Here is a 22,160-nt window from a genome sequence, read left to right as displayed (position 1 = left end):
ATATCTGATTGTATGAAAAAATATCTTATACAAAAGCATTAATTCCTGTCACATCTGCTCCAGTAATCAATAAATGGACATCATGCGTTCCTTCGTATGTAATTACAGATTCAAGATTTGCAGCATGTCGCATCATAGGGAAATCGCCAACAATTCCCATTGCTCCAATAATTTGACGAGATTCTCTCGCAATATCAATAGCCATTTTTACATTGTTGCGTTTTGCCATAGAAATTTGTTCAGGAGTTGCTTTATTTTCGTTTTTCAACGTTCCTAATCGCCAACATAACAACTGAGCTTTCGTAATTTCTGTAATAAATTCAGCTAATTTTTTCTGCTGTAATTGATAAGAAGCAATCGGTTTTCCAAATTGTGTTCGTTCTAATGAATATTTCAAAGCAGATTCATAACAATCAATTGCAGCACCAATTACACCCCAAGAAATTCCGTATCGAGCCGAATTTAAACACGATAAAGGTCCACGTAAACTACTTACTTCTGGTAAAATATGAGATTCTTCGATCTTCACATTTTCGAAAACTAATTCACCTGTTTTTGAAGCTCTTAATGACCATTTATTCAAAGTTTCTGGTGTTGTAAAACCTTGCATACCGCGTTCTACAATTACACCACGAATTTTTCCTTCTTCATCTCTTGCCCAAACAACTGCAATATCACAAATTGGTGAATTTGTAATCCACATTTTTGCTCCATTTAAAATATAGTGATCACCATTTTTAGTTAAACGAGTTTCCATTCCACCTGGATTTGAACCGTGATTTGGTTCAGTTAACCCGAAACTTCCAATGAATTCTCCTGAAGCTAATTTTGGTAAATATTTTCGCTTTTGTTCTTCTGATCCAAAAGAAAAAATTGGATACATCACTAACGAAGATTGTACTGATGCAGCAGAACGAACAGCCGAATCGCCGCGTTCTAATTCTTGCATGATTAATCCATACGACATTTGATCTAAACCAGCGCCTCCATATTCTTCAGGAATATAAGGTCCTAAAGCGCCAATTGCACCTAATTTTTTCATTAAATCTGGAATGTCTTTGTGATGTTGCGCAGCATCATCTATAACAGGTTTTATTTCGTTGTCCACAAAATCTCGAACAGATTGACGAATTAATTTATGTTCTTCGGTTAATAAATCATCAATCTTAAAATAATCTGTAGTTGAATTCATTTTATGCGGTTTTATTTTATTAAATCTAACGATTATTCATTAAATTAAAAATTATTCTGAATAATATTTATTAAAAATTTTAATTTATGAAACTTTTGACTAATTTAGGTAAAAGTTAAAAACACAAAATAACACAAAAAAATGATAGAAAACGAATTAAAAGAATTAGGTATTTCTTCCGAAAATCTCGGAACATCGACAGGAAATACTTGGTTTGGAAAAGGTGAAGAACTTTCTTCTTACTCGCCAGTAGACGGAAAATTGATTGGAAAAGTAAAATCATCAACCAAAGATGATTATGAAGAAGTGATAAAAAAAGCACAAGTTGCTTTCAAAGAATGGCGAATGATTCCTGCTCCGAAACGAGGAGAGATTGTGCGTCAATTTGGAGATAAACTTCGTGAGAAAAAGGCTTCCTTGGGAAAATTGGTTTCATATGAAATGGGAAAATCCTATCAAGAAGGTTTGGGTGAAGTACAAGAAATGATTGACATTTGTGATTTTTCGGTTGGATTATCGCGTCAATTATATGGTTCGACAATTCATTCGGAAAGACCTTTGCATCGCATGTACGATCAATATCATCCGCTTGGAATTGTAGGCGTGATTTCTGCGTTCAATTTTCCTGTTGCGGTTTGGTCTTGGAATACATGTTTAGCGATGGTTTGCGGTGATGTTGTAGTTTGGAAACCAAGTGAAAAAACACCTTTGTGTGCGGTTGCGTGTCAACATATTTTAGCAGAAGTTTTAAAAGCAAATAATGTTTTAGAAGGCGTTTCTTCTTTGGTAATGGGAGATAAAGCAATCGGAGAATTAATTGCGCAAGATGCTCGTGTGGCTTTGGTTTCTGCAACAGGTTCTACGCGAATGGGAATCGAAGTGAATAAAGTTGTTGCAGCACGTTTGGGTAAAACAATTTTAGAATTAGGCGGAAATAATGCGATTATTGTTACGCCGGATGCTGATCTAAAAATTATGTTAACTTCAGCTGTTTTTGGTGCGGTTGGTACTGCTGGTCAACGTTGTACAACAACAAGACGTTTGATTGTTCACGAATCGATTTATGATAAAGTAAAAGAATCGTTGGTAAATGCTTACAAACAAATAAAAATAGGTAATCCGTTGGATACAGCAAATCATGTTGGTCCGTTGATCGATAAACATGCGGTTGAAATGTATTCAAATGCTTTAGATAAAATCAATCAAGAAGGAGGAAGTATTATTGTTGAAGGAGGAGTTTTAGAAGGAAATGGTTTTGAAAGTGGTTGTTATGTAAAACCTGTAATTGCTGAGGTTGAGAATCATTATAAAATTGTTCAACACGAAACTTTTGCTCCAATTTTATATTTAATCAAATATTCTGGAGATGTGTTAAATGCCATCGAAATTCAGAATAATGTAGCGCAAGGTTTATCGTCTTCTATCATGACAAATAATCTTCGCGAAGCTGAATTATTCTTGAGTCAACAAGGTTCTGATTGTGGAATTGCAAATGTAAATATCGGAACTTCTGGTGCTGAAATTGGTGGAGCTTTCGGTGGAGAAAAGGAAACTGGAGGTGGACGTGAGTCGGGTTCGGATGCTTGGAAAGCGTATATGCGACGACAAACGAATACAATTAATTATTCGACAGAAGTGCCATTGGCGCAAGGAATTAAGTTTGATTTTTAAAAAATTACAGAGATGAGTACAGTACACGAAAGATTAGCAAAACATATATTGGCAGATGGATATCCGATTGTAATGGATATGGATAAGTCGCATGGTTCCTATGTTGTAGACGAAAATGGTGTTGAATATTTGGATTTATTTTCAATGTTTGCTTCGACGGCGATTGGTTATAATCATCCACATTTGATGGCGAAAATTGATTTTTTAGGTCGAAATGCAGTTAATAAACCTGCGATGTCAGACATTTATACAAAAGATTATGCAGATTTAATTGATACATTTGAGCGTGTTGCGATGCCGAAAGAATTGCAATATTTATTCTTTATTTCTGGAGGAACATTAGCAGTAGAAAATGCATTGAAAACGGCTTTTGATTGGAAAACAAGATTAAATTTTTTGAAAGGAATTGAAAAAGAAGCAAGTGATGTCATTCATTTTAAGCAAGCGTTTCATGGGCGTTCTGGTTATACATTATCGCTGACGAATACGAAAGATCCTCGTAAATACGAATATTTTCCAAAATTTGATTGGCCAAGAATTGAAAATCCAAAACGAATTTATCCTGTTACAGAAGATAATTTATGCAAGGTTGTTGAGGCTGAAAAACGAGCGATTGAACAAATTGAAAATGCTTTAGAAACACGCAAAAATAAAGTTGCTTGTATTATTATTGAGCCGATTCAAGGTGAAGGAGGAGATAATTATTTTCGAAAAGAATTCTTTCAGAAATTGAGAGAAATTTGTGATCGAGAAGAGATTTTATTGATTTTTGATGAGGTACAAACAGGAATGGGAATGACTGGTAAAATGTGGGCTTTTCAGCATTATGATGTGATTCCTGATGTGATTTCGTTTGGAAAGAAAACACAAGTTTGTGGAATTTTAGCGAATAAAGAAAAGTTAGATCAAATTCCGAATAATGTTTTCAAGGAATCAAGCCGAATCAATTCAACTTTTGGTGGGAATTATATCGATATGTTGCGCTTCAAATTAATTTTAGAAGTAATTGAACAAGAAAAATTAGTAGAAAATGCGGCAGAAAAAGGAAAATATATTTTATCAAAATTGAATGAAATCGCAAAAGAAACGAAGAAAATTCATTCGGTTCGTGGATTAGGGTTGTTCATTGCGTTTGATTTTTCATCAGATTTGGATCGTTCAGAGTTCATCAAAACATGTTTCGAAAATCACATGATTATTCTTCCTTGTGGTGAAAACTCTGTGCGAATGCGCCCTCATCTCAATATTTCTGAAGAAGATACCAATAAAGCAATAGAAATTATTAAATTAGCGTTAAAATAAACAGCAAAAGCAACCAAACAAAGGTTGCTTTTTTAATTTTGTAAAAGATAAAACTAAAGTATGATAGATTCTTTTTTCTTCGATTTTGACGGAACATTACAAGGTTTTGAAAACCACGAAATCAGTGATTCTACAATTGAAGCGTTGAAATTATTAAAACAAAAAAATAAAAAAATATACATCGCAACTGGACGAAATATGGTGGATATGCCCGAACATATTTTTGATTACGGTTTTGATGGTTATATCAATAATAATGGTGGAATGTGCTCGGATGAAAATCGACAATCGATTTTTGTAGATTATATCAATCCTAATGATATAGAGGCTTTGTTGCAATATGATGATGAAAATCCTTTTTCATTTTCGTATATGACCAAAGAAGCGTTTAGTATTAATCGTGTGAATGAAAATGTAGAAAAATCGTTTGCATATTTTGGAATGGAAGTTCCAGAAGTGGTTGATCCTCGAACTTTACCGAAAGATAATATCATGCAAATGAACTTTTTTGTGAATGAAGAACAAGAAGATTATTTGATGAAAAATGTGTTGACAAACAGTGTAGGAACACGTTGGATAGAATATTTCGCCGATATAAATCCGAAAGATATTAGTAAAATGCGTGGAATAGAACGAATGGCTGAGCGCGATAATTTGGATTTATCTAAAACAATGGCTTTTGGCGATGGCGGTAACGATATTAGTATGTTGAAAGGCTGCAAAATTGGTGTAGCAATGGGCGATGCGAAGGAGAATGTTCGTGAAGCCGCTGATTATTATACAACTTCTGCGGATAATCACGGAATATGGAATGCGCTGAAACACTTTGAGATAATTTAGAAAGCTATAAAATCTACAATGAAACCAATTTACATAACCAAATTTAATTTAGCCAGTATATTACTGGCAATTTTAATTATTATTGCTTTATTAGGGGCTGGTGTATATTTTCTTTTAGAACTTAAAGGAGAAAATTTTTTCATTAAACTATTTATCTCATTACCAATATCTATTATGATATTATTTTATTTTTTGATTTTTGAAAAAATTTATAAAATTAATATCTACCATAATTATTTCGAGTTAATTAGTAGGTTTGGTTTTAAGAAGCAAAAAATCTATAATCACGAAATTTCAGGTTATTTTATTCATTACACTAAAGATCGTTTTGGTAAAGTACAGTCTAATTTTTTTTTACTTTTGAAGAGTAATTTACGTATAGGGATTTTATTTGATTACTATTTAGATAGAGAACAATTGCTATATTATTTAACACAAAACTTACAATTGTTAGAAGATCCATTTATAGAGAAATAAATTAATGTACCTGTTGTGCATTTTGAATTAAAATTCGTCAATTCGAGTGATTTTTAGAAATGAAATGAATAAAAATTGTATCGAGAATAGAATTTTATCTTCTAAAACCTTATTCTCGATACAAAATTCTTACAGAATTTCACTCGAATTGACGGTTTAATTGCTAAAATTATCCAAATGAACAACAGGTATTAATGTAAGATATGATATTATTTTAGGAGATAAAAGGAAAGATGATTTGTTAAACCTATAATATAAAAAGATTGATATTTATTTAATCGTTTTTCATTTTGAGCGGAATGATTTATCAAGGAAACTAAATTTAATTCTTAATTATATCACTTATTTGGAATTGGGAGTATAAGTATTTACTAGGAGTTATATAAAAGTTCAACCATTTAGTTGAATTTTTTTCTTTTCCCAATGTTGTGTTAATTATATGTTCTATTATTGTAGAATTGAAAAATAAAAATTATTTTAGAGTATTAATTATAAACTACAACATAATGAAACAATTATTACTAGCTGGATTTTTACTTTTTTCGAATTTTGGTTTTGGGCAAGAAAAGTTTATTGTCGATTATAAATACGATATAAAGCATGATGAAGAAAAAATAAAGGAGTTTGAAAGAGAGCAAGCACAAAAAGGAGGAGGTACAATAAAAATTGGTGGGTCTCCAAATATTTATTATCAATTAGAATATAGTGATCATCAGTCCATTTACAAAAAAATAGAAACTATAAATAATGATCAAAATGGTAGCTCTATGGGGGCTTTTTCAATTAATATTGGAGGAGAATATAAAGATCTGATTAATGAAACAAGTAAGAAAGCGTTTCGTCAAGAAGTCGTTTTAGATAAACAAAGTTTTATTGTGGTTACGCCATATAAAGATTATGAATGGAAAATTACAGATATTGAAGATACGATTTTGGGTCACAAAGTAAAAAAAGCTATTGGTAATGATAAAGGTAAACAAATAGCAGCTTGGTTTGCGCCAGATATTAAGATTGATGCAGGGCCAAATCAAGTGAATGGATTGCCTGGTTTGATTCTGAAAACGGTGAGCGAAACGGGTGGTAAATTAGGTTCGATTATGACTTATGAAGCGGATAAAATTACCTTAAACCCTAAGAAAATGTCTAAAACTAAACCTATAAAAGGTGAAGAAATAACACAAGAAGAGTTTAAAAAATTGCAAGATGAATCTCGTCAAAAAATGAGAGAATCTTTTTCGATAGGAGTGGACAAAAAATAATTTTGAATGAAATATTTAGTAATTTTCATTGGTTTTTTTTGTAGTTTAATTCAAGCGCAAGAAGCTCTAGAGATTGAATACGAAGAAGTTTCTATTCCACGAATAATAGGAAAAGATGGGAAGGAAGAAAAATTGGATGATGATTTTATAAAAGCACTTTCTGTTCCAAAAAATTATGTGCTACAAATAGAAAAAGGAAAAAGTGTTTTTTCTAAGATTGAGAAAATTAATAATTCTCAAGGTAAGGCATCGGTTACGATGTATGGTATTTTTTCGTATAATTTTGAGCAAGATTTCAATCAAAATAAAATGAAACAAGAATGGATGATAGAGAATAAAAAATACCTTGTAAGTGATACCATTTCTACACATTATAAATACGAATTAACACAAGAAAAATCTACTTATTTGGGTTTTGATGTTAAACAAGCAGTTGTAAAATATGATGATAATAACAAATCAATTATTTGGTACGCACCAAGTTTACCCAAACGTTTTGGTCCAAAAGAATTTATTAATCTTCCAGGTTTGGTATTAAAAGTAGAATCTATTCGAAATGGAATTATTGATCCATCTTATTCTTTGAAAGCAACTTCTGTTACAACAAAAGATCATTTAGAATTTAAGAAATTATTCAAGGCTAAGGAAATTTCTAAAGCAGAATTTGAAAAGCTGAAAGCTGATTATAACCAACAAAGTTCGAATGAATATCAAGGAGTAGATAAAAATTAACCTAAACAAAAAAGGATTTCAATTGAAATCCTTTTCTTTTATATGAACTAATTGATAAAATTATTTATCAATCGAACCCATTACGCGTTGCATAAAAGTATTGGCAGCAGTACGCTCATCCAAACCTTCTTCTTCCATCATTTGCTTCATTTCCATAGCTCCACAAATGTTAGAAATCATTTCACCAATCACTTCTTGTTCTGGCTCTTTTACAGCTGGAGAATCAGCATAAACTTCCAAAACTTCTAAAGCTGTTTCCATTGCTTCAATAGAAACATTTTTTGCTAAATTTTTAAATACCGGCAGCTTCATTGATCAATTCTTTTACAGCATCAATTTTAGACGCAGTTACTTGTCCTACATTTTGTCCTCCTTTAAATACCGCGAAAGTTGGTAAGTTAGGAACATCAGCTAATTTTCTTGATTCTACTAATTTCTCAGCATCAACATATAAAAACTCAGCTTGACCTTCATATTCAGCCGCTAATTTTTTGAATTTTGGTTTTACTAAACGGCAGTTTCCACACCATCCAGCACCATATTGTACAATTACTATATTGTTATCAGCAACTACTTGTGCTAAGTTATCTTGTTCTAATTCTGCAAACATTTTATTAATTTTTATGGTTAAAAATTGGGTATAAAAAAGGCTGTCTAAGTGTTGAGCTTAGTGATTTTTATTGAAAATTAATCCGTTAAAATCTCCTGTCAAATTTTTTAGACAGCCTCTTCGTGAATTTTGAAAATCAAAAGATTTTCAAGTTATTTTTAGTGAGAAGCTAAGTAAGAAGCTACACCATCTTTAGTAGCGTTCATTGCATCTTTTCCTTCTTCCCAGTTTGCTGGACAAACTTCACCATATTTCTCAACGTGTAAAATAGCGTCTAATAAACGTACATACTCATCGATGTTACGTCCTAATGGTAAATCGTTGATTGTTTCGTGACGAACAACACCATTTTTGTCGATGATGAAAGTACCACGGTAAGCAACTGGAGCTCCTTCAAATTTTAAAGAATCATTTTCTTCATTGTAAACATACTCACCAGCCAAAACTCCGTAATCCATAGCGATAGTTTTTGCTAAGTCAGCAACGATTGGGTAAGTAACACCTTCGATACCTCCGTTATCTTTAGCAGTGTTTAACCATGCTAAGTGTGTTTCTTCTGAATCACAAGAAGCAGCAATTACAACAGCATCTCTTTTTTCGAATTCAGCTAATTTAGCTTGGAATGCGTGTAATTCTGTTGGACAAACAAATGTAAAATCTTTTGGATAGAAGAATAAAACGATGTTTTTTTCTCCGATTGGCATTGAAAAGTTTTCTACGATTTCGTCTCCATCAATTACTGCTGGCGCTGTGAATAAAGGCGCTTTTTTTCCTACTAATGACATAATTTTAATTTTTTATATTTTGTTTTTTACTTCTCGATTTGATAAAACTTGTTACAGTTTTTATCTCTTTTACTGATGCAAATTTAGACTGATATTTTAAACTGTCCATATATTTTCAATTTCAAATATAGATTAAACTATAAATTATATTTATGATATATGATTAATAATAATTATTGAGTTAATATTCTATTGAAATTCAATACAACAAACCTTTTTATCTTATCTCTACGCTAATTTACGAAGATTATTTACCTTAAAGAATGATATTGCTTATGTTGATGATTATTTAAAATGAATTAAATTTTATTTCTATATTAGTAGAATAATAAACACTATAAAATGCTAAAATATTTATTTTTAATACTTCCAATAATTGGATTTGCCCAAGATGCTGTTCGTGTAGAATATGAAGTTCGTCAAGAATTTGATAGAAATAATATAAAACAAACATCAGCTAGAATGGAAGAAATGCTTGTCAATTCAGAAAATAAACGATATTATTTTGAGTTATTTGTAAATGCTACAAATTCTAACTTTACGGAGATTGAACGTATAAATAATGAACAAGGTCGTGGAATTTCTGTAGGATTATTAAGCAATGTTAGTTCTAATATTTATAAAGATTTTAACTCGAAAGAATTGTATGAGAACAATAAAATGAAACCTAAACTATTCATCAAAGATTCTATCCAGACCTTTCCTTGGGTGTTAAGTAAAGAAGAGTCAACAATTTTAGGTAACAAAGTCAGAAAAGCAACATATACAAATCTAACACAGACAGTAGAAGCGTGGTATGCGCCAGATTTGCCTTTTCGAGATGGACCTTCTCGTTTTAATGGATTACCAGGTCTAATTTTAAAAATTAAATTCAAATTACCATTTACAAGTGATATGGATACAAATGTTAGTTTTACGGCAATTGATGTAAAACCATATGCAGGTAAAATAGAATTGCCAAATAAATCGAAGAAAATAACCAAGGAAGAATATGATAAGGAGATTGAGAAATCGATGGGAAAATCTGGAGGAATAATAAATCAAGGCGTAGAGAAAGATTAAGATATTAAAACGAAAAAGGTTAGTGAATTCACTAACCTTTTTCGTTTTATATTTTTTTACTTTTTCCTTCTATATATGTATTGAAATTTTTTCCATCCATCGAAATTTCAAAAGCTGTATTAACTTCTTTATTTTCTAGTAGCGAGTATATCAATCTAAATGTTGGTTGATTGGGTTTTGTTTCACTCAGAAATGTAATTGTTTTTTCGGTATAAGTAATCGAATAATTGATAACATGACCTTCGTTATCAAAATAAATGGCTTTCGATAAATTTTTATTTTCATCTAAATAAACAACCAATAAATCATCATGAATTGTCATTTTTTTAGAATCTCGCGAAGGATATTCGGAATGACTTTTTCTAACAATTACATTTTGATCCAATTGGTATTCAAAAGAAAAAACGCCTTTTCCTTCTCCTGGCTTTCCATTACCAACGCCTTCCCAATTTCCGATTAACCAATTCCAATTTTGATTTGTTTGTGCAAAACCTAAATTAGAAAAAACAAGGAATAGGAGGAACGTTATTATTTTTTGATTGATCATATTAGATTTTATAGACTTCATTAACATTGATTTGAGTTGTAAATAAACCATAATTTACAAAAACAATTTCCTTTTTTATTTTATCAATTGTTCCAACACTCGACGAACCATGAATTTTGACGCGATCACCAACTTTTAACGCATCAATTTTCTTTTGCGTAGCTGCTTTTTCTTTCTTTTCGATCACATGTTTTTGTTGAGAAATTGTTTCAGAATTTTCTTTTAATTCACGCTTAACTTCTTTCTCTACAATTTTTTCGATTTTCTTTAATTGTTGAACTTCTTTCGTTTTTTTCGAATTTTCCATTTCAATTAATTTCAAGAAATTCGAAATCATTTGTTTTTTATTTTTCGTTTTCAAGTAAGAATCCGCCATGTCTGAAATACGTTCACCAAGTTTCAAACGTTTTTGTTCACGATCATATAATTGCTGAAAATCATATAGTTTTTGTTGAATTTTTTCGTTCGTTTGCTCTAATTTTTCATTATGTTCAATATTCGTTTCGCGCAACTCTTCAACATGATCTTTTGTTTTCTGAATTTCAAATTTCTCTTGTTGAAGTTTTAATATAGTTTTATCCAAACTCACTTTTTCACTTTCAACTTTTTTCTTTGCGCGATTAATCAAACGAAACGGAATTTTATTTTTCTCTGCAACTTCAAAAGTAAACGAACTTCCGGCTTGTCCAATTTCCAAACGGTAAAGTGGTTCCAATGTTTTTTTATCAAACAACATACAAGCATTTATCGCTTCTGGCAAACTTTCTGCGCTCAATTTGATATTTGTATAATGCGTTGTAAAAACACCGAAAGAATTGCGTTCATAAAACTCTTCAAAGAAAACTTCCGCCAAAGCTCCACCTAATTCAGGATCAGAACCTGTACCAAATTCATCAACTAACAACAATGTTTTATCATCAGCATTTTTCAAAAAATACGACATTTGTTTTAGACGATAACTGTAGGTTGATAAATGATTTTCAATGGATTGATTATCTCCAATATCTGTAAAAATTTGATTAAAAAATCCAAATTGACTTTCATCTTTTACAGGAACTAAAACACCACTCTGAATCATAATTTGAAGTAAACCAATCGTTTTTAACGTAATTGATTTTCCTCCAGCATTTGGACCAGAAATAATGATAATACGACAATCTTCGTTAATTTCTAAACTCTGCGGAATCGTTTTTTGAGCTTTTCTTTTATTGTTTAAAAATAAAACAGGATGATAAGCATCGACTAATTTGATAATTCGATTCTCAGAAAGTTGAGGTAAAATTCCATTAATCAAAAAAGCATAATTTGCTTTCGCTTGTGTAAAATCGATGTACTCTAAAAATGTTTGATATTCTTCAAGTTTTGGTTTGTATTCCGCAATTTGAGCAGTTAAATCTAACAAAATCTGAATAACCAAATGTTTTTCTTCTTCTTTCAATTCTTCCCATTCGCGACGAGGATTTTGTACACTTTCTGGCTCAATAAACGTAATCGATCCAGTTTTTGAAGTACCTAAAAATTGTCCTTTCACACGTTTTCTCAAAGCTGATTTAACAGCTAAAACGCGACGATTTCCAACGACAGATTCGCGAATGTCATCCAAATAATCCGAATGATAAGACATTGATTTATTGAATAATTCGGTAATTCGGCCATTTAAATGACGCAAACGATCGCGCACAATTTTCAGCTCTGGGCTTGCGTCGTCTTTGATTTCTCCAAATTTATTGAATACTTGATCGATTAATTTTACGATATTTTTTTCGTAAGTAATCGTTGAAGCTTTTTCAAACAAAACAGGTGCATATTCGTTGAAAGCTGTCAAATATTTCAAGATTTCTTTCACTTGAAGCGTATTTGCCTTGATTTTGAAGAATTCTTCTGCAGGCAAATAATAGTTTTCGATTTCTAATCGGCTTAAATTTTCATCTAAAATATAATATTCTGAAAACGGAAAACGATTTCCCGTCTCGAAACTTGTTAAATATTCGTTTGTCGTTTGTAGATCTTGTACTAAAAGTTGATGATCTTGGTAAGGTTTTAAGTTAAAAATAAACGCTTCAACCTTTTCTGTATAAGCAAATTCAGCGATTTCTTTCTGAACCGCATTAAATTCTAAATCTTTTAAAGTTTGTTCTGATATTTGCATTAACGCAAAATTACGGATAAATTCTTTAGTTAGAAATAAATGACAGATAATACTATTTACATATAGATTTAATAATTTATTAAATCTATAATTTATATTTTGATGGATATTGATTTTTATATTTATGGAATGAAGAGATTAACAGTATTTTGTGGGTCGAGTAATGGCTCAAATAAGATTTTTAAAGAAGAAGCATATAAATTAGGTCAAAAATTAGCAGAAAATAAAATTGAACTTGTTTATGGTGGAGCTAATGTAGGGTTAATGGGCGTAATAGCAGATTCAGTTTTAGAAAATAGAGGTGTAGCTATTGGAGTTTTACCAAACTTTTTGAAGAAAGTTGAAGTTGAGTATAAAGGATTAAGTGAACTTATTTTAGTAGATTCTATGCATGAACGTAAGGCGAAAATGAATGAACTTTCTGATGGTGTTATAACTTTACCTGGAGGTTTTGGTACACTTGAAGAGTTTTTCGAAATGTTGACATGGGCTCAATTAGGATTACATAAAAAACCAATTGCTATTTACAATATAGATGGTTTTTTTGATGATCTTTTACTTTTTATTAAAAGTATGGTTACCAAAGGTTTTCTGAAACAAGAAAATTATGATATGCTAATTGTTAGTGATAATCTAGATCTTTTATTTGAGAAATTAAAAAATTATAAAGCTCCTACAGTTGGTAAATGGATAAATGAATCTCAGATTTAGTTTGAAAAATTACTCCAGCAAGTATAAAAAGAATAATTTTGTTTCCATAAAAGAATAATATGGATGTGAAATTAGATGCTTCTTGGAAAGAAGTTTTAAAGGATGAATTTGAAAAAGATTACTTTAAAATATTGACAGATTTTGTACGAAATGAGTACAAAACAAAAACAATATATCCCCCCGCATCCAAAATATTTTCTGCATTTGATTATACACCTTTTAATGATGTTAAAGTTGTTTTAATTGGTCAAGATCCTTATCATGGGATTGGACAAGCAAATGGTTTGTCTTTTTCGGTTGCCGATGGAATTAAATTACCTCCAAGTTTGCAGAATATTTATAAAGAGTTAAATGATGATTTAGGAATAGGAGTTTCGACTTCAGGAAATTTGGAAACATGGGCTAAACAAGGTGTATTATTATTAAATGCAACTTTGACGGTTGAAGCTTCTAAGGCAGGTTCGCACCAGAAAAAAGGTTGGGAAATATTTACAGATGCTGTAATACAGAAGCTTTCTGATCAAAAAGAAAACCTTGTTTTTATACTTTGGGGAGCTTATGCTCAAAAAAAAGGAGCAAAAATTGACCGAAATAAACACTTTGTAATAGAATCTGCTCATCCTTCTCCATTAGGAGCTTACAGAGGTTTTTGGGGGAGTAAACCTTTTTCGAAAACAAATGATTTTTTGAAAAGTAAGAACTTACAACCTATAAATTGGGAAATCAAAAACAAATAATTTACATCGTCATAATTTTTTGTAAATAAGAATTAAAAGCTGTTGGATTGTTTACATTTATATACGGAACTTTTTCGGTTATTTTATCTTTTAGAACAGCATATGTTGCCACAAAAATGGTAATGTTTGGAAGATTTTTCTTGATTGATTCGAGATAAATTTCAAGAGAAGAAGAGTCATAGTTTTTAGAGATATAAATAAAAATATGTGTAATTTGAGTATTTTCAATACATTCTAAAATAGAATTTAAACTTTGATTTTCGCCTAAATAAATTCCTTTTTCGTTATTAATTTTTAAAAGAAGATAAGTATAAATTAATTCTAAATCTTCATTTTCTTTTTCAGGTAAAAATAAAAGCCATTTACGAGAATTTTGATCTGAATATGGAATTGATTTAATCAAATAAAAAAGATGTTTTCTAATTAGATTTTTAGAAAAAGAAATAACCGATTCTTGAATAGTATACTTTTCTAGAATGATAGACATTTTACTTAAAAAAGGGAAAACTATATCTATACAACATTTTTCGATTCCAATTTTATTGAAACAAAGTGTAAGAATTGTGTCAAAAAAACGTGTATCATATGAAAAACAAGAACAGATTAATAACTCAATAATTGGTTCATAACTTTTGTATTTCTGGATATAATTTTGAATTTCAAATTCGGATAAAACTTGTATTTCAGAAAGTGATTTTACACTTAAATTTTCTACTGTATTTTTTTTGTTTGATTCACTTAAAAAAGAAATAATAATTAATTTTTTTAAGTGATCATGATTAAATAGTGAATTTTTATCAATCTTATCTTCGTTAAACAAATTGAACTTTTTATTCCATAAAATAATCATTTGTTCATCTAGTCTTGACAGGTCTGATAGATTTTTTAGAGAATAAGTATTCATAAGTAGAATTCTAAATAGTTCTCTTTAAAGTTAATAATATATTGTAAATAAATCAATATAAACTATGGTGATTTATTAATAAAACTTCAATATTTTACTGAATATGATAATTTCATCTGTACTAAAAACATTGAAATTTATGTTATCTTAGCAAGAGTCATAAAAATCAAAATCACAAATAAATGTCACAAATTACTCAAGAAGAAAAGAAAGAAAAGTTTGTACATCCAATACAAGAAGTATACACTCCCAAAAATAAAGTGCGAATTGTAACCGCAGCGGCTTTGTTTGATGGGCACGATGCGTCGATCAATATTATGCGCCGTATCATTCAGGCAACGGGTTGCGAGGTAATCCATTTAGGTCACGATAAATCTGTTGAAGATGTTGTAAATACAGCGATTCAGGAAGATGCAAATGCAATTGCAATGACATCTTACCAAGGAGGGCACAACGAATATTTCAAATATATGTACGATTTGCTTCAAGAAAAAGGAGCAGGTCACATCCGCATTGTAGGTGGAGGTGGAGGTGTAATTTTGCCGTCAGAGATTAAAGAATTGATGGATTATGGAATTACACGTTTATACTCTCCTGATGATGGTAGAGAATTAGGTTTGCAAGGAATGATTAATGATATGGTAGAGAAAGCAGATTTTCCGACAGGGGCATTAGAATTACCAGAAGGAAAAGATGTGTATCAATCATTAGAAGATAAAGACATCACGACGATTGCGCGATTAATTTCGTTGGCTGAAAATCGTGAAGAAGACTTTTTAAAAGCATTTGATTTCGATAAAGTAGCTGATAAATCTGCACCAGTTTTAGGAATTACGGGAACAGGTGGAGCAGGAAAATCGTCGATGGTTGATGAATTAGTTCGTCGTTTCTTGATTGATTTTCCTGAAAAATCAATTGCCTTGGTTTCTGTTGATCCATCAAAAAAGAAAACAGGTGGCGCTTTGTTAGGCGATCGTATTCGTATGAATTCTATCAACAATCCTCGTGTTTATATGCGTTCGTTGGCTACTCGTCAATCAAATTTAGCGTTATCTAAATATGTAGAGGAAGCAATTCAGGTGTTGAAAGCAGCGAAATATGATTTGATTATTTTAGAAACTTCTGGAATTGGTCAGTCAGATACCGAAATTTTAGATCATTCTGATGCTTCATTGTACATTATGACACCGGAATTTGGTGCTGCAACGCAATTGGAAAAGATTGATATGTTAGATTTCGCTGACATTGTTGCGATTAACAAATTCGATAAACGTGGTGCTTTAGATGCGTTGCGCGATGTAAAAAAACAATATCAACGTAATCATAATTTGTGGGATGTAAATCCTGATGAAATGCCAGTTTTTGGTACAATTGCTTCTCAATTTAACGATCCAGGAACCAATCAATTATACAAATCAATCATTGATAAAGTTGTTGAAAAAACAGGTGCCGATTTGAAATCATCTTTTCAAATTACAAAAGAAATGTCTGAAAAGATTTTTGTTATTCCACCTTCAAGAACGCGCTATTTGTCTGAGATTTCAGAGAATAATCGTGGATATGATGTGCGTGCAAATGCGCAGAGAGATGTTGCTCAAAAACTATATGGTTTCTTTAAAACAATTGAAACACTTTCTGGAAAAACGCCAACGATTTCTCAACACGGGATTGATATTTCTGGAACTGATAATGCTGATTTGGTTAAAGTTCTTTTAGCTGAATTTGATAAATTAAAAATGAATTTAGATCCTTTCAACTGGGAAGTAATTACGACTTGGGATGAAAAGGTAAATAAATATAAAAATCCAGTTTATACATTTAAAGTGCGTGATAAAGAAATTAAAATTCAGACACATTCTGAGTCTTTATCACACTTACAAATTCCAAAAATTGCGTTGCCAAAGTACGAAGCTTGGGGCGATATTTTACGTTGGGTTTTACAAGAAAATGTACCGGGAGAGTTTCCATTTACTTCAGGATTATATCCTTTCAAACGTGAAGGCGAAGATCCAACGCGTATGTTTGCTGGTGAAGGTGGTCCGGAAAGAACCAATCGTCGTTTCCATTATGTATCGAAAGGAATGCCTGCAAAGCGTTTGTCTACAGCGTTTGATTCGGTAACATTGTATGGAAATGATCCTGGTCATCGTCCTGATATTTACGGAAAAATCGGTAATGCCGGAGTTTCGATTTGTTGTTTAGATGATGCGAAGAAATTATATTCTGGTTTCGATTTATCGCATCCAGCAACTTCGGTTTCGATGACGATTAATGGACCAGCACCTATGTTGTTAGGTTTCTTTATGAATGCCGCGATTGATCAAAATTGTGAGAAATACATCAAAGAAAATGGTTTAGAAGCTGAAATTGAAGCAAAAATCAAAGCTATTTATGAAGATAAAGGTTTGGAAAGACCTCGTTATAATGGCGATTTACCAGAAGGAAATGATGGTTTAGGATTGATGCTTTTAGGTGTAACGGGAGATCAAGTTTTACCTGCGGATGTGTATGCTGAAATTAAGAAAAATACGTTAGCTCAAGTTCGTGGAACGGTTCAGGCAGATATTTTAAAAGAAGATCAAGCACAAAATACGTGTATTTTCTCAACTGAATTTGCGTTGCGTTTAATGGGGGATGTGCAAGAGTATTTCATCAATCAAAATGTACGTAATTTCTATTCGGTTTCTATTTCGGGTTACCATATTGCAGAAGCAGGAGCGAATCCTATTACGCAGTTAGCGTTTACATTAGCAAACGGCTTTACGTATGTTGAGTATTATTTATCTCGCGGAATGGATATCAATGCGTTTGGGCCAAACTTATCGTTTTTCTTCTCGAATGGTATCGATCCAGAATATTCGGTAATTGGTCGTGTGGCACGTAAAATTTGGGCAAAAGCCTTGAAAAATAAATACGGAGCTAATGAACGAGCGCAAATGTTAAAATACCATATTCAAACTTCGGGTCGTTCGTTACACGCACAAGAAATTGATTTCAATGATATTCGTACAACTTTGCAAGCTTTATATGCAATTTACGACAACTGTAACTCATTGCACACCAATGCGTATGATGAAGCAATTACAACGCCAACAGAAGAATCGGTTCGTCGTGCAATGGCTATTCAGTTGATTATCAACAAAGAATTAGGTTTGGCAAAGAACGAAAATCCAATTCAAGGTTCGTTTATAATAGAAGAATTAACAGATTTAGTTGAAGAAGCAGTTTTACAAGAATTTGATCGTATTACAGAGCGTGGAGGTGTTTTAGGAGCAATGGAAACGATGTATCAACGTTCTAAAATTCAGGAAGAATCATTGTATTACGAAACATTGAAACACAACGGAACGTTCCCAATTATTGGTGTAAATACGTTCTTAAGTTCAAAAGGTTCGCCAACCGTGGTGCCTGCGGAGGTAATTCGTGCGACAGAGGAAGAAAAACAATTCCAAATTCACACTAAAGAAAATTTGAATAAAATTAATGAACAACAAGCTGAAAGTGCATTGGAAGATGCGCAACAAGCAGCTGTTAACAACCAAAATATTTTTGAAGTTTTGATGGAAGCTACCAAAGTTTGTTCGTTAGGGCAAATTACTTCTGCCTTGTTCGAAGTAGGTGGGCAGTATCGTAGAAATATGTAAGAAATATAATTTTTTAATATTGTAAAAACCTTCGCTAAATTTTGGCGGAGGTTTTTTTATTTGAATATTATTTTTGATAAATCAATTTCATATTCAGTTGAATCTTCGTATTCTATTTTGATTGTATTTGAATTTACAAACTCAATTTTTTTATCGCATGAATAACTACAGCTTTCGACAAGAATTGGAAAGTATACTTTTTTATTTTTATCATATCCAATCAAATTACCTCTAAAATAAGAATTAATAATATAATCATCATTCTCAATTTTTGTAGAAGAACCACCTCCAATTTTAAATAAATTCTCTTTGTAATAAGTTGAATAAATTTTATGTAGTGGTTCAAGATTTCCTGCTCCGAAATGTCCATCTAGATTATTATCCATTTGCCATTTATCTTCATAATCTTTATAAGTATCTTCTTTTTTATTCGTTTTTTTTAATATTAAACTTGAAGTTTTGGCAAAATCTAATAAACTATTTTCTATTTCTTTAGGGAGATTATTTTTTTCAAAATCACCTTTGATACATTCATCACAAATAGGAGATAAGTAACCAGTGTAGGTGAGCTTATAATTCTCTTTTATGTTTTTCGTGTTAATCATCCAAAAAATAGACAGATTTTATATTGACTGCTCTACCCATATAATCAGTTTTAGCTGAAAAAAATAAAAAAGGTTTATTCTGAAAAGTTTTTACATTAATACTTGCGCTATCGATTGTTAAATATGTCCAATCTAAATGTAATAAATCAACTAATTTTCGTTTGTTAGAACTTGAAATAGATTCAATTTTCAAAACGATTGCAGTATCTGAATAAAAATATGAATTAGTTTGATTTTTATTTGGAACAAAAACTCTTAATATATTATTGTTTTTATTTGAATAAAAAATGTTTAACGATTTAATAGTATCTTTTACTTGAGTAGTTATAATCCTTTGAGGAGAATCTAAATTTGCGGAAATTTTATCTTCTTTTTGACAAGAAATTATAGTTAAGAATATTGATAATGTTAAATATATGTTGATTTTCATTTTTCTTAGGTAGTTGATTAGTTATTAAATATAATAAAAATAAATACAACATTTTATTTCATCTTTGTACTAGAATAATTAATTCATGAAAGATTTCCTACTCAAAAAAGATATACAAATTTCTGCAAAACGATATTTTATCGATGCAATGGGCGCAATGGCTTATGGTTTATTTGCGACTTTATTGGTTGGTACAATTTTGAAAACCATTGGTGAAGAGTTAAATGTTTCTTTTTTAACTGATATTGTTTGGCCAGTTGCAAATCAAGCGACAGGACCTGCGATAGCATTGGCTATTGCCTATAGTTTACGAGCACCTCAATTGGTGTTATTTTCGTCAGCAGTTGTAGGAATTGCAGCGTATCAATTAGGTGGACCTTTAGGCGTTTTTATAGCGACAATTGTATCGGTTGAGGTAGGAAAAATGGTTGCAAGCGAAACACGTATAGATATTGTCATTACACCGATTATTACTGTTTTGGTTGGAGTAATTTTAGCACAAATCATTGGTCCTTCTGTTCAACAAATGATGAAATGGATTGGAGAAATAATTATGTTATCTACCGATTCAAATCCTTTGATAATGGGAATTGTAATTGCTGTAATTGTTGGTATGGTTTTGACTTTACCAATTTCATCAGCTGCTTTGTGTCTAATGTTAGAGTTAGATGGTTTAGCCGCTGGTGCTGCAACAATAGGCTGTTGTGCGCAAATGATTGGATTTGCAACAATCAGTTTTAAGGATAATGGTTTGAAAGGTGTTTTAGCACAAGGATTAGGAACAAGTATGTTACAAGTACCTAATATTTATAGAAATTGGAAAATTTGGATTCCGCCAACTTTGGCTTCAGCGATTATTGGTCCAATTGCAATTATTTATTTCAATATGGAAAATACAGCTTTAGAATCGGGGATGGGTTCTTGTGGTTTGGTTGGACAAATAGGAACCTTCAATGCTATGAAATCGAAATATGAAACTTCATATATATTAATTTCTATTTTGATTTTACAAATCATTGCTCCAGCAATTATTTCATATTTGATTTACATTTTTATGAAAAAGAAAAACTGGATAAAAGACGGAGATATGAAGTTGGGTTAAATATTAAAATAATAAAGAATCCCTTTCTTTAATAATACAATTAAGAAAGAGATTCTAACTATTAAAGACATAATAAATGAAAAGATTTTTACTGCTTTTTGATAATTGTATTGTTATTGCCCTCAATTATTTGAGGTAATTTACCATTTTTAGATAAAGCTTTACGATAATATAATGTATTTCCTTCGCCAGCTAATTCAGCAGAAGTTAATCTATTAACAGATATTGTATTATTTGTTCCCATGATCTCAACTTTGGTACAATCTCCTTTCAAATTGATCACATGTCCACTTCCACCAACATCTACTTTTTGTCCCTTACAATCTAACGTTAATTTTTTATTATTTCCATCAATTTCTATCTGCGCAAAAGAAAGGTGACTAATAAATAACATCGTAACAGCACATAATAATTTATTCATTTTCATTGTGATTTATTTTTTGGTTACTTTTTAGAAATCAAGAATCGTGCACTTTCAATTAATAAAATCTAACTTTACAAAAATTTAACAGAATGACTTTAGTTGAGCTAAAACAATTGTTTTTAGATAAATTGCAATTACTATATGATAAAGAAGAAGCTTCTCATATTTTCATGATTTATGTAGAAGATAAGTTGAATCTTGATTTATCTAGCCAAGTTGAAATTGAATTAACGACTGAAATTTTATCAGATTTAGAGCAATTAAAAAAAGGTCAACCGATACAGCATATTACTGGGAAAGCTTTTTTCTATAATGATTTCTTTTTTGTGAATGAGAATACATTAATTCCTCGTCCTGAAACGGAAGAATTGATCGAATTAATTAGAAATGATTATGCACAAAATCAAGATATTTCTATGATTGATTTAGGGACAGGAACAGGATGTATTCCTATTTCGTTGGCAAAATTATTTCCAAATGCAAAAGTTTCTGCATTAGATATTTCTGAAAATGCTTTGAAAATAGCACAATTAAATGCTGAAACTTTAAAAGTTAATATAAATTTTTATCATAATAATTTACTGGAGGACATTCAATTAAACCAGAAATTTGATGTAATTATTTCAAATCCACCTTATATCCGAAATCTTGAAAAAGAAGAAATGCATCAAAATGTTTTAAATTTTGAACCTCATTTGGCACTTTTTGTTGAAAATGATGATGCTTTAATTTTTTATGAAAGAGTAATAGATTTTGCTAAAAATCATTTGAAAGAGAATGGAAAAATTTATTGCGAAATCAATCAATATTTGGGAGAAGAAACAAAACAATTATTCCAAAAATTTTATCAAAATGTAATCATCCACAAAGATATTTCTGGAAATGATCGTATGTTAAGTGCTTCTAATCAATAATTATTTATAAAAATCTTGTTTTATTTTCTGAAAAGATTTAATTTTAATTCAATAATCGTTCGC

At 30.9% G+C, this 22,160-nt stretch carries 22 protein-coding genes; 12 read left to right on the top strand and 10 right to left on the bottom strand.

All coding sequences use genetic code 11. From position 1 onward, the window contains the following. Positions 1-25: 25 nt before the first annotated feature. Complete coding sequence (locus tag FH779_RS10450) at positions 26-1,192, bottom strand: acyl-CoA dehydrogenase family protein (RefSeq protein ID WP_180904634.1); 1,167 nt, start codon at positions 1,190-1,192, stop codon at positions 26-28. Between the two features lie 141 nt (positions 1,193-1,333). Between FH779_RS10450 and amaB the strand changes: the two genes are divergently transcribed. The 6 genes from amaB (at position 1,334) to FH779_RS10420 (ending at position 7,473) form a co-directional block, all read left to right on the top strand. Further along, entirely contained in the window at positions 1,334-2,863 is a 1,530-nt protein-coding gene (gene amaB / locus FH779_RS10445) for an L-piperidine-6-carboxylate dehydrogenase (RefSeq protein ID WP_180904633.1), read from the top strand. 12 nt (positions 2,864-2,875) lie between these two features. Next, positions 2,876-4,165: an L-lysine 6-transaminase gene (gene lat / locus FH779_RS10440; RefSeq protein WP_180904632.1), complete on the top strand. Its 1,290-nt coding sequence runs from the start codon at positions 2,876-2,878 to the stop codon at positions 4,163-4,165. A gap of 60 nt (positions 4,166-4,225) precedes the next feature. Continuing rightward, the gene (locus FH779_RS10435) at positions 4,226-5,005 is read left to right on the top strand and encodes an HAD family hydrolase (RefSeq protein WP_180904631.1); all 780 of its coding nucleotides are present in this window, start codon (positions 4,226-4,228) and stop codon (positions 5,003-5,005) included. 18 nt (positions 5,006-5,023) lie between these two features. Then, positions 5,024-5,482 carry a hypothetical protein gene (locus tag FH779_RS10430; RefSeq protein WP_180904630.1) on the top strand — a complete coding sequence of 153 codons (459 nt, stop codon included), beginning with the start codon at positions 5,024-5,026 and terminating at the stop codon, positions 5,480-5,482. A gap of 506 nt (positions 5,483-5,988) precedes the next feature. Then, positions 5,989-6,741 (top strand): GLPGLI family protein, encoded by a 753-nt coding sequence (locus tag FH779_RS10425; RefSeq protein ID WP_180904629.1) that lies wholly within the window; start codon positions 5,989-5,991, stop codon positions 6,739-6,741. A 6-nt stretch (positions 6,742-6,747) separates the two neighbouring features. Further along, on the top strand, positions 6,748-7,473 hold the full coding sequence (locus FH779_RS10420; protein WP_180904628.1) for a GLPGLI family protein: 726 nt from the start codon (positions 6,748-6,750) through the stop codon (positions 7,471-7,473). A 60-nt stretch (positions 7,474-7,533) separates the two neighbouring features. Here the strand turns inward: FH779_RS10420 and FH779_RS10415 are convergent, their stop codons facing one another. The 3 genes from FH779_RS10415 to FH779_RS10405 all read right to left on the bottom strand — a co-directional run bounded on the left by FH779_RS10415 (position 7,534) and on the right by FH779_RS10405 (position 8,868). Then, positions 7,534-7,785 carry a DUF6952 family protein gene (locus tag FH779_RS10415; protein ID WP_038336694.1) on the bottom strand — a complete coding sequence of 84 codons (252 nt, stop codon included), beginning with the start codon at positions 7,783-7,785 and terminating at the stop codon, positions 7,534-7,536. Further along, entirely contained in the window at positions 7,766-8,083 is a 318-nt protein-coding gene (locus FH779_RS10410) for a thioredoxin family protein (RefSeq protein ID WP_180904627.1), read from the bottom strand. Before FH779_RS10410 ends, FH779_RS10415 begins: the two co-directional genes overlap by 20 nt. A 158-nt stretch (positions 8,084-8,241) precedes the next feature. After that, a complete protein-coding gene (locus FH779_RS10405) occupies positions 8,242-8,868 on the bottom strand; it encodes a peroxiredoxin (protein ID WP_038336698.1) in 627 nt (208 codons plus the stop codon). A 342-nt stretch (positions 8,869-9,210) separates the two neighbouring features. Here FH779_RS10405 and FH779_RS10400 point away from each other — a divergent pair, with 342 nt between their 5' ends. Then, the gene (locus FH779_RS10400) at positions 9,211-9,930 is read left to right on the top strand and encodes a GLPGLI family protein (RefSeq protein WP_180904626.1); all 720 of its coding nucleotides are present in this window, start codon (positions 9,211-9,213) and stop codon (positions 9,928-9,930) included. Positions 9,931-9,976: 46 nt separating this feature from the next. On the opposite strand, the gene FH779_RS10395 is transcribed toward FH779_RS10400, so the two are convergent. Both FH779_RS10395 and FH779_RS10390 read right to left on the bottom strand, forming a co-directional pair. Then, positions 9,977-10,498 (bottom strand): hypothetical protein, encoded by a 522-nt coding sequence (locus FH779_RS10395; RefSeq protein WP_180904625.1) that lies wholly within the window; start codon positions 10,496-10,498, stop codon positions 9,977-9,979. Next, positions 10,479-12,626, bottom strand: coding sequence for an endonuclease MutS2 (locus tag FH779_RS10390; RefSeq protein ID WP_180904624.1), 2,148 nt, complete (start codon positions 12,624-12,626; stop codon positions 10,479-10,481). Before FH779_RS10390 ends, FH779_RS10395 begins: the two co-directional genes overlap by 20 nt. A gap of 129 nt (positions 12,627-12,755) precedes the next feature. Here FH779_RS10390 and FH779_RS10385 point away from each other — a divergent pair, with 129 nt between their 5' ends. Further along, positions 12,756-13,337: an LOG family protein gene (locus tag FH779_RS10385; RefSeq protein ID WP_180906842.1), complete on the top strand. Its 582-nt coding sequence runs from the start codon at positions 12,756-12,758 to the stop codon at positions 13,335-13,337. Positions 13,338-13,396: 59 nt separating this feature from the next. Next, entirely contained in the window at positions 13,397-14,074 is a 678-nt protein-coding gene (locus FH779_RS10380) for a uracil-DNA glycosylase (RefSeq protein ID WP_180904623.1), read from the top strand. Between the two features lies 1 nt (position 14,075). On the opposite strand, the gene FH779_RS10375 is transcribed toward FH779_RS10380, so the two are convergent. Next, on the bottom strand, positions 14,076-14,978 hold the full coding sequence (locus FH779_RS10375) for a hypothetical protein (protein ID WP_180904622.1): 903 nt from the start codon (positions 14,976-14,978) through the stop codon (positions 14,076-14,078). A gap of 182 nt (positions 14,979-15,160) precedes the next feature. Between FH779_RS10375 and FH779_RS10370 the strand changes: the two genes are divergently transcribed. After that, the gene (locus FH779_RS10370; protein ID WP_221627908.1) at positions 15,161-18,622 is read left to right on the top strand and encodes a methylmalonyl-CoA mutase family protein; all 3,462 of its coding nucleotides are present in this window, start codon (positions 15,161-15,163) and stop codon (positions 18,620-18,622) included. A 56-nt stretch (positions 18,623-18,678) separates the two neighbouring features. Here FH779_RS10370 and FH779_RS10365 read toward each other — a convergent pair whose 3' ends face one another. Together FH779_RS10365 and FH779_RS10360 are read right to left on the bottom strand one after the other, a co-directional pair. Further along, a complete protein-coding gene (locus tag FH779_RS10365; RefSeq protein ID WP_180904621.1) occupies positions 18,679-19,227 on the bottom strand; it encodes a hypothetical protein in 549 nt (182 codons plus the stop codon). Continuing rightward, entirely contained in the window at positions 19,220-19,657 is a 438-nt protein-coding gene (locus FH779_RS10360; RefSeq protein ID WP_180904620.1) for a hypothetical protein, read from the bottom strand. The genes FH779_RS10365 and FH779_RS10360 overlap by 8 nt, the downstream gene beginning before the upstream one ends. Positions 19,658-19,742: 85 nt before the next feature. Between FH779_RS10360 and FH779_RS10355 the strand changes: the two genes are divergently transcribed. Continuing rightward, positions 19,743-20,759 (top strand): PTS transporter subunit IIC, encoded by a 1,017-nt coding sequence (locus FH779_RS10355; protein ID WP_180904619.1) that lies wholly within the window; start codon positions 19,743-19,745, stop codon positions 20,757-20,759. 88 nt (positions 20,760-20,847) lie between these two features. Here the strand turns inward: FH779_RS10355 and FH779_RS10350 are convergent, their stop codons facing one another. Then, positions 20,848-21,180 (bottom strand): DUF3060 domain-containing protein, encoded by a 333-nt coding sequence (locus FH779_RS10350; RefSeq protein WP_180904618.1) that lies wholly within the window; start codon positions 21,178-21,180, stop codon positions 20,848-20,850. Positions 21,181-21,272: 92 nt separating this feature from the next. Here FH779_RS10350 and prmC point away from each other — a divergent pair, with 92 nt between their 5' ends. Further along, entirely contained in the window at positions 21,273-22,097 is an 825-nt protein-coding gene (prmC, locus tag FH779_RS10345; RefSeq protein WP_180904617.1) for a peptide chain release factor N(5)-glutamine methyltransferase, read from the top strand. The last annotated feature ends 63 nt before the right edge of the window (positions 22,098-22,160 follow it).

It is taken from the genome of Empedobacter falsenii, from assembly GCF_013488205.1.
GTDB lineage: Bacteria > Bacteroidota > Bacteroidia > Flavobacteriales > Weeksellaceae > Empedobacter > Empedobacter falsenii_C.
Note: the sequence above shows the minus strand (reverse complement) of the source record. Positions and strands in the feature narration are given on the sequence as shown.

Excerpts from the sequence above, each read along its gene's own strand:
- FH779_RS10450 (WP_180904634.1), bottom strand. The coding sequence starts at position 1,192 with ATGAATTCAACTACAGATTATTTTAAGATTGATGATTTATTAACCGAA.
- amaB (WP_180904633.1), top strand. The coding sequence starts at position 1,334 with ATGATAGAAAACGAATTAAAAGAATTAGGTATTTCTTCCGAAAATCTC.
- lat (WP_180904632.1), top strand. The coding sequence starts at position 2,876 with ATGAGTACAGTACACGAAAGATTAGCAAAACATATATTGGCAGATGGA.
- FH779_RS10435 (WP_180904631.1), top strand. The coding sequence starts at position 4,226 with ATGATAGATTCTTTTTTCTTCGATTTTGACGGAACATTACAAGGTTTT.
- FH779_RS10430 (WP_180904630.1), top strand. The coding sequence starts at position 5,024 with ATGAAACCAATTTACATAACCAAATTTAATTTAGCCAGTATATTACTG.
- FH779_RS10425 (WP_180904629.1), top strand. The coding sequence starts at position 5,989 with ATGAAACAATTATTACTAGCTGGATTTTTACTTTTTTCGAATTTTGGT.
- FH779_RS10420 (WP_180904628.1), top strand. The coding sequence starts at position 6,748 with ATGAAATATTTAGTAATTTTCATTGGTTTTTTTTGTAGTTTAATTCAA.
- FH779_RS10415 (WP_038336694.1), bottom strand. The coding sequence starts at position 7,785 with ATGAAGCTGCCGGTATTTAAAAATTTAGCAAAAAATGTTTCTATTGAA.
- FH779_RS10410 (WP_180904627.1), bottom strand. The coding sequence starts at position 8,083 with ATGTTTGCAGAATTAGAACAAGATAACTTAGCACAAGTAGTTGCTGAT.
- FH779_RS10405 (WP_038336698.1), bottom strand. The coding sequence starts at position 8,868 with ATGTCATTAGTAGGAAAAAAAGCGCCTTTATTCACAGCGCCAGCAGTA.
- FH779_RS10400 (WP_180904626.1), top strand. The coding sequence starts at position 9,211 with ATGCTAAAATATTTATTTTTAATACTTCCAATAATTGGATTTGCCCAA.
- FH779_RS10395 (WP_180904625.1), bottom strand. The coding sequence starts at position 10,498 with ATGAAGTCTATAAAATCTAATATGATCAATCAAAAAATAATAACGTTC.
- FH779_RS10390 (WP_180904624.1), bottom strand. The coding sequence starts at position 12,626 with ATGCAAATATCAGAACAAACTTTAAAAGATTTAGAATTTAATGCGGTT.
- FH779_RS10385 (WP_180906842.1), top strand. The coding sequence starts at position 12,756 with ATGAAGAGATTAACAGTATTTTGTGGGTCGAGTAATGGCTCAAATAAG.
- FH779_RS10380 (WP_180904623.1), top strand. The coding sequence starts at position 13,397 with ATGGATGTGAAATTAGATGCTTCTTGGAAAGAAGTTTTAAAGGATGAA.
- FH779_RS10375 (WP_180904622.1), bottom strand. The coding sequence starts at position 14,978 with ATGAATACTTATTCTCTAAAAAATCTATCAGACCTGTCAAGACTAGAT.
- FH779_RS10370 (WP_221627908.1), top strand. The coding sequence starts at position 15,161 with ATGTCACAAATTACTCAAGAAGAAAAGAAAGAAAAGTTTGTACATCCA.
- FH779_RS10365 (WP_180904621.1), bottom strand. The coding sequence starts at position 19,227 with ATGATTAACACGAAAAACATAAAAGAGAATTATAAGCTCACCTACACT.
- FH779_RS10360 (WP_180904620.1), bottom strand. The coding sequence starts at position 19,657 with ATGAAAATCAACATATATTTAACATTATCAATATTCTTAACTATAATT.
- FH779_RS10355 (WP_180904619.1), top strand. The coding sequence starts at position 19,743 with ATGAAAGATTTCCTACTCAAAAAAGATATACAAATTTCTGCAAAACGA.
- FH779_RS10350 (WP_180904618.1), bottom strand. The coding sequence starts at position 21,180 with ATGAATAAATTATTATGTGCTGTTACGATGTTATTTATTAGTCACCTT.
- prmC (WP_180904617.1), top strand. The coding sequence starts at position 21,273 with ATGACTTTAGTTGAGCTAAAACAATTGTTTTTAGATAAATTGCAATTA.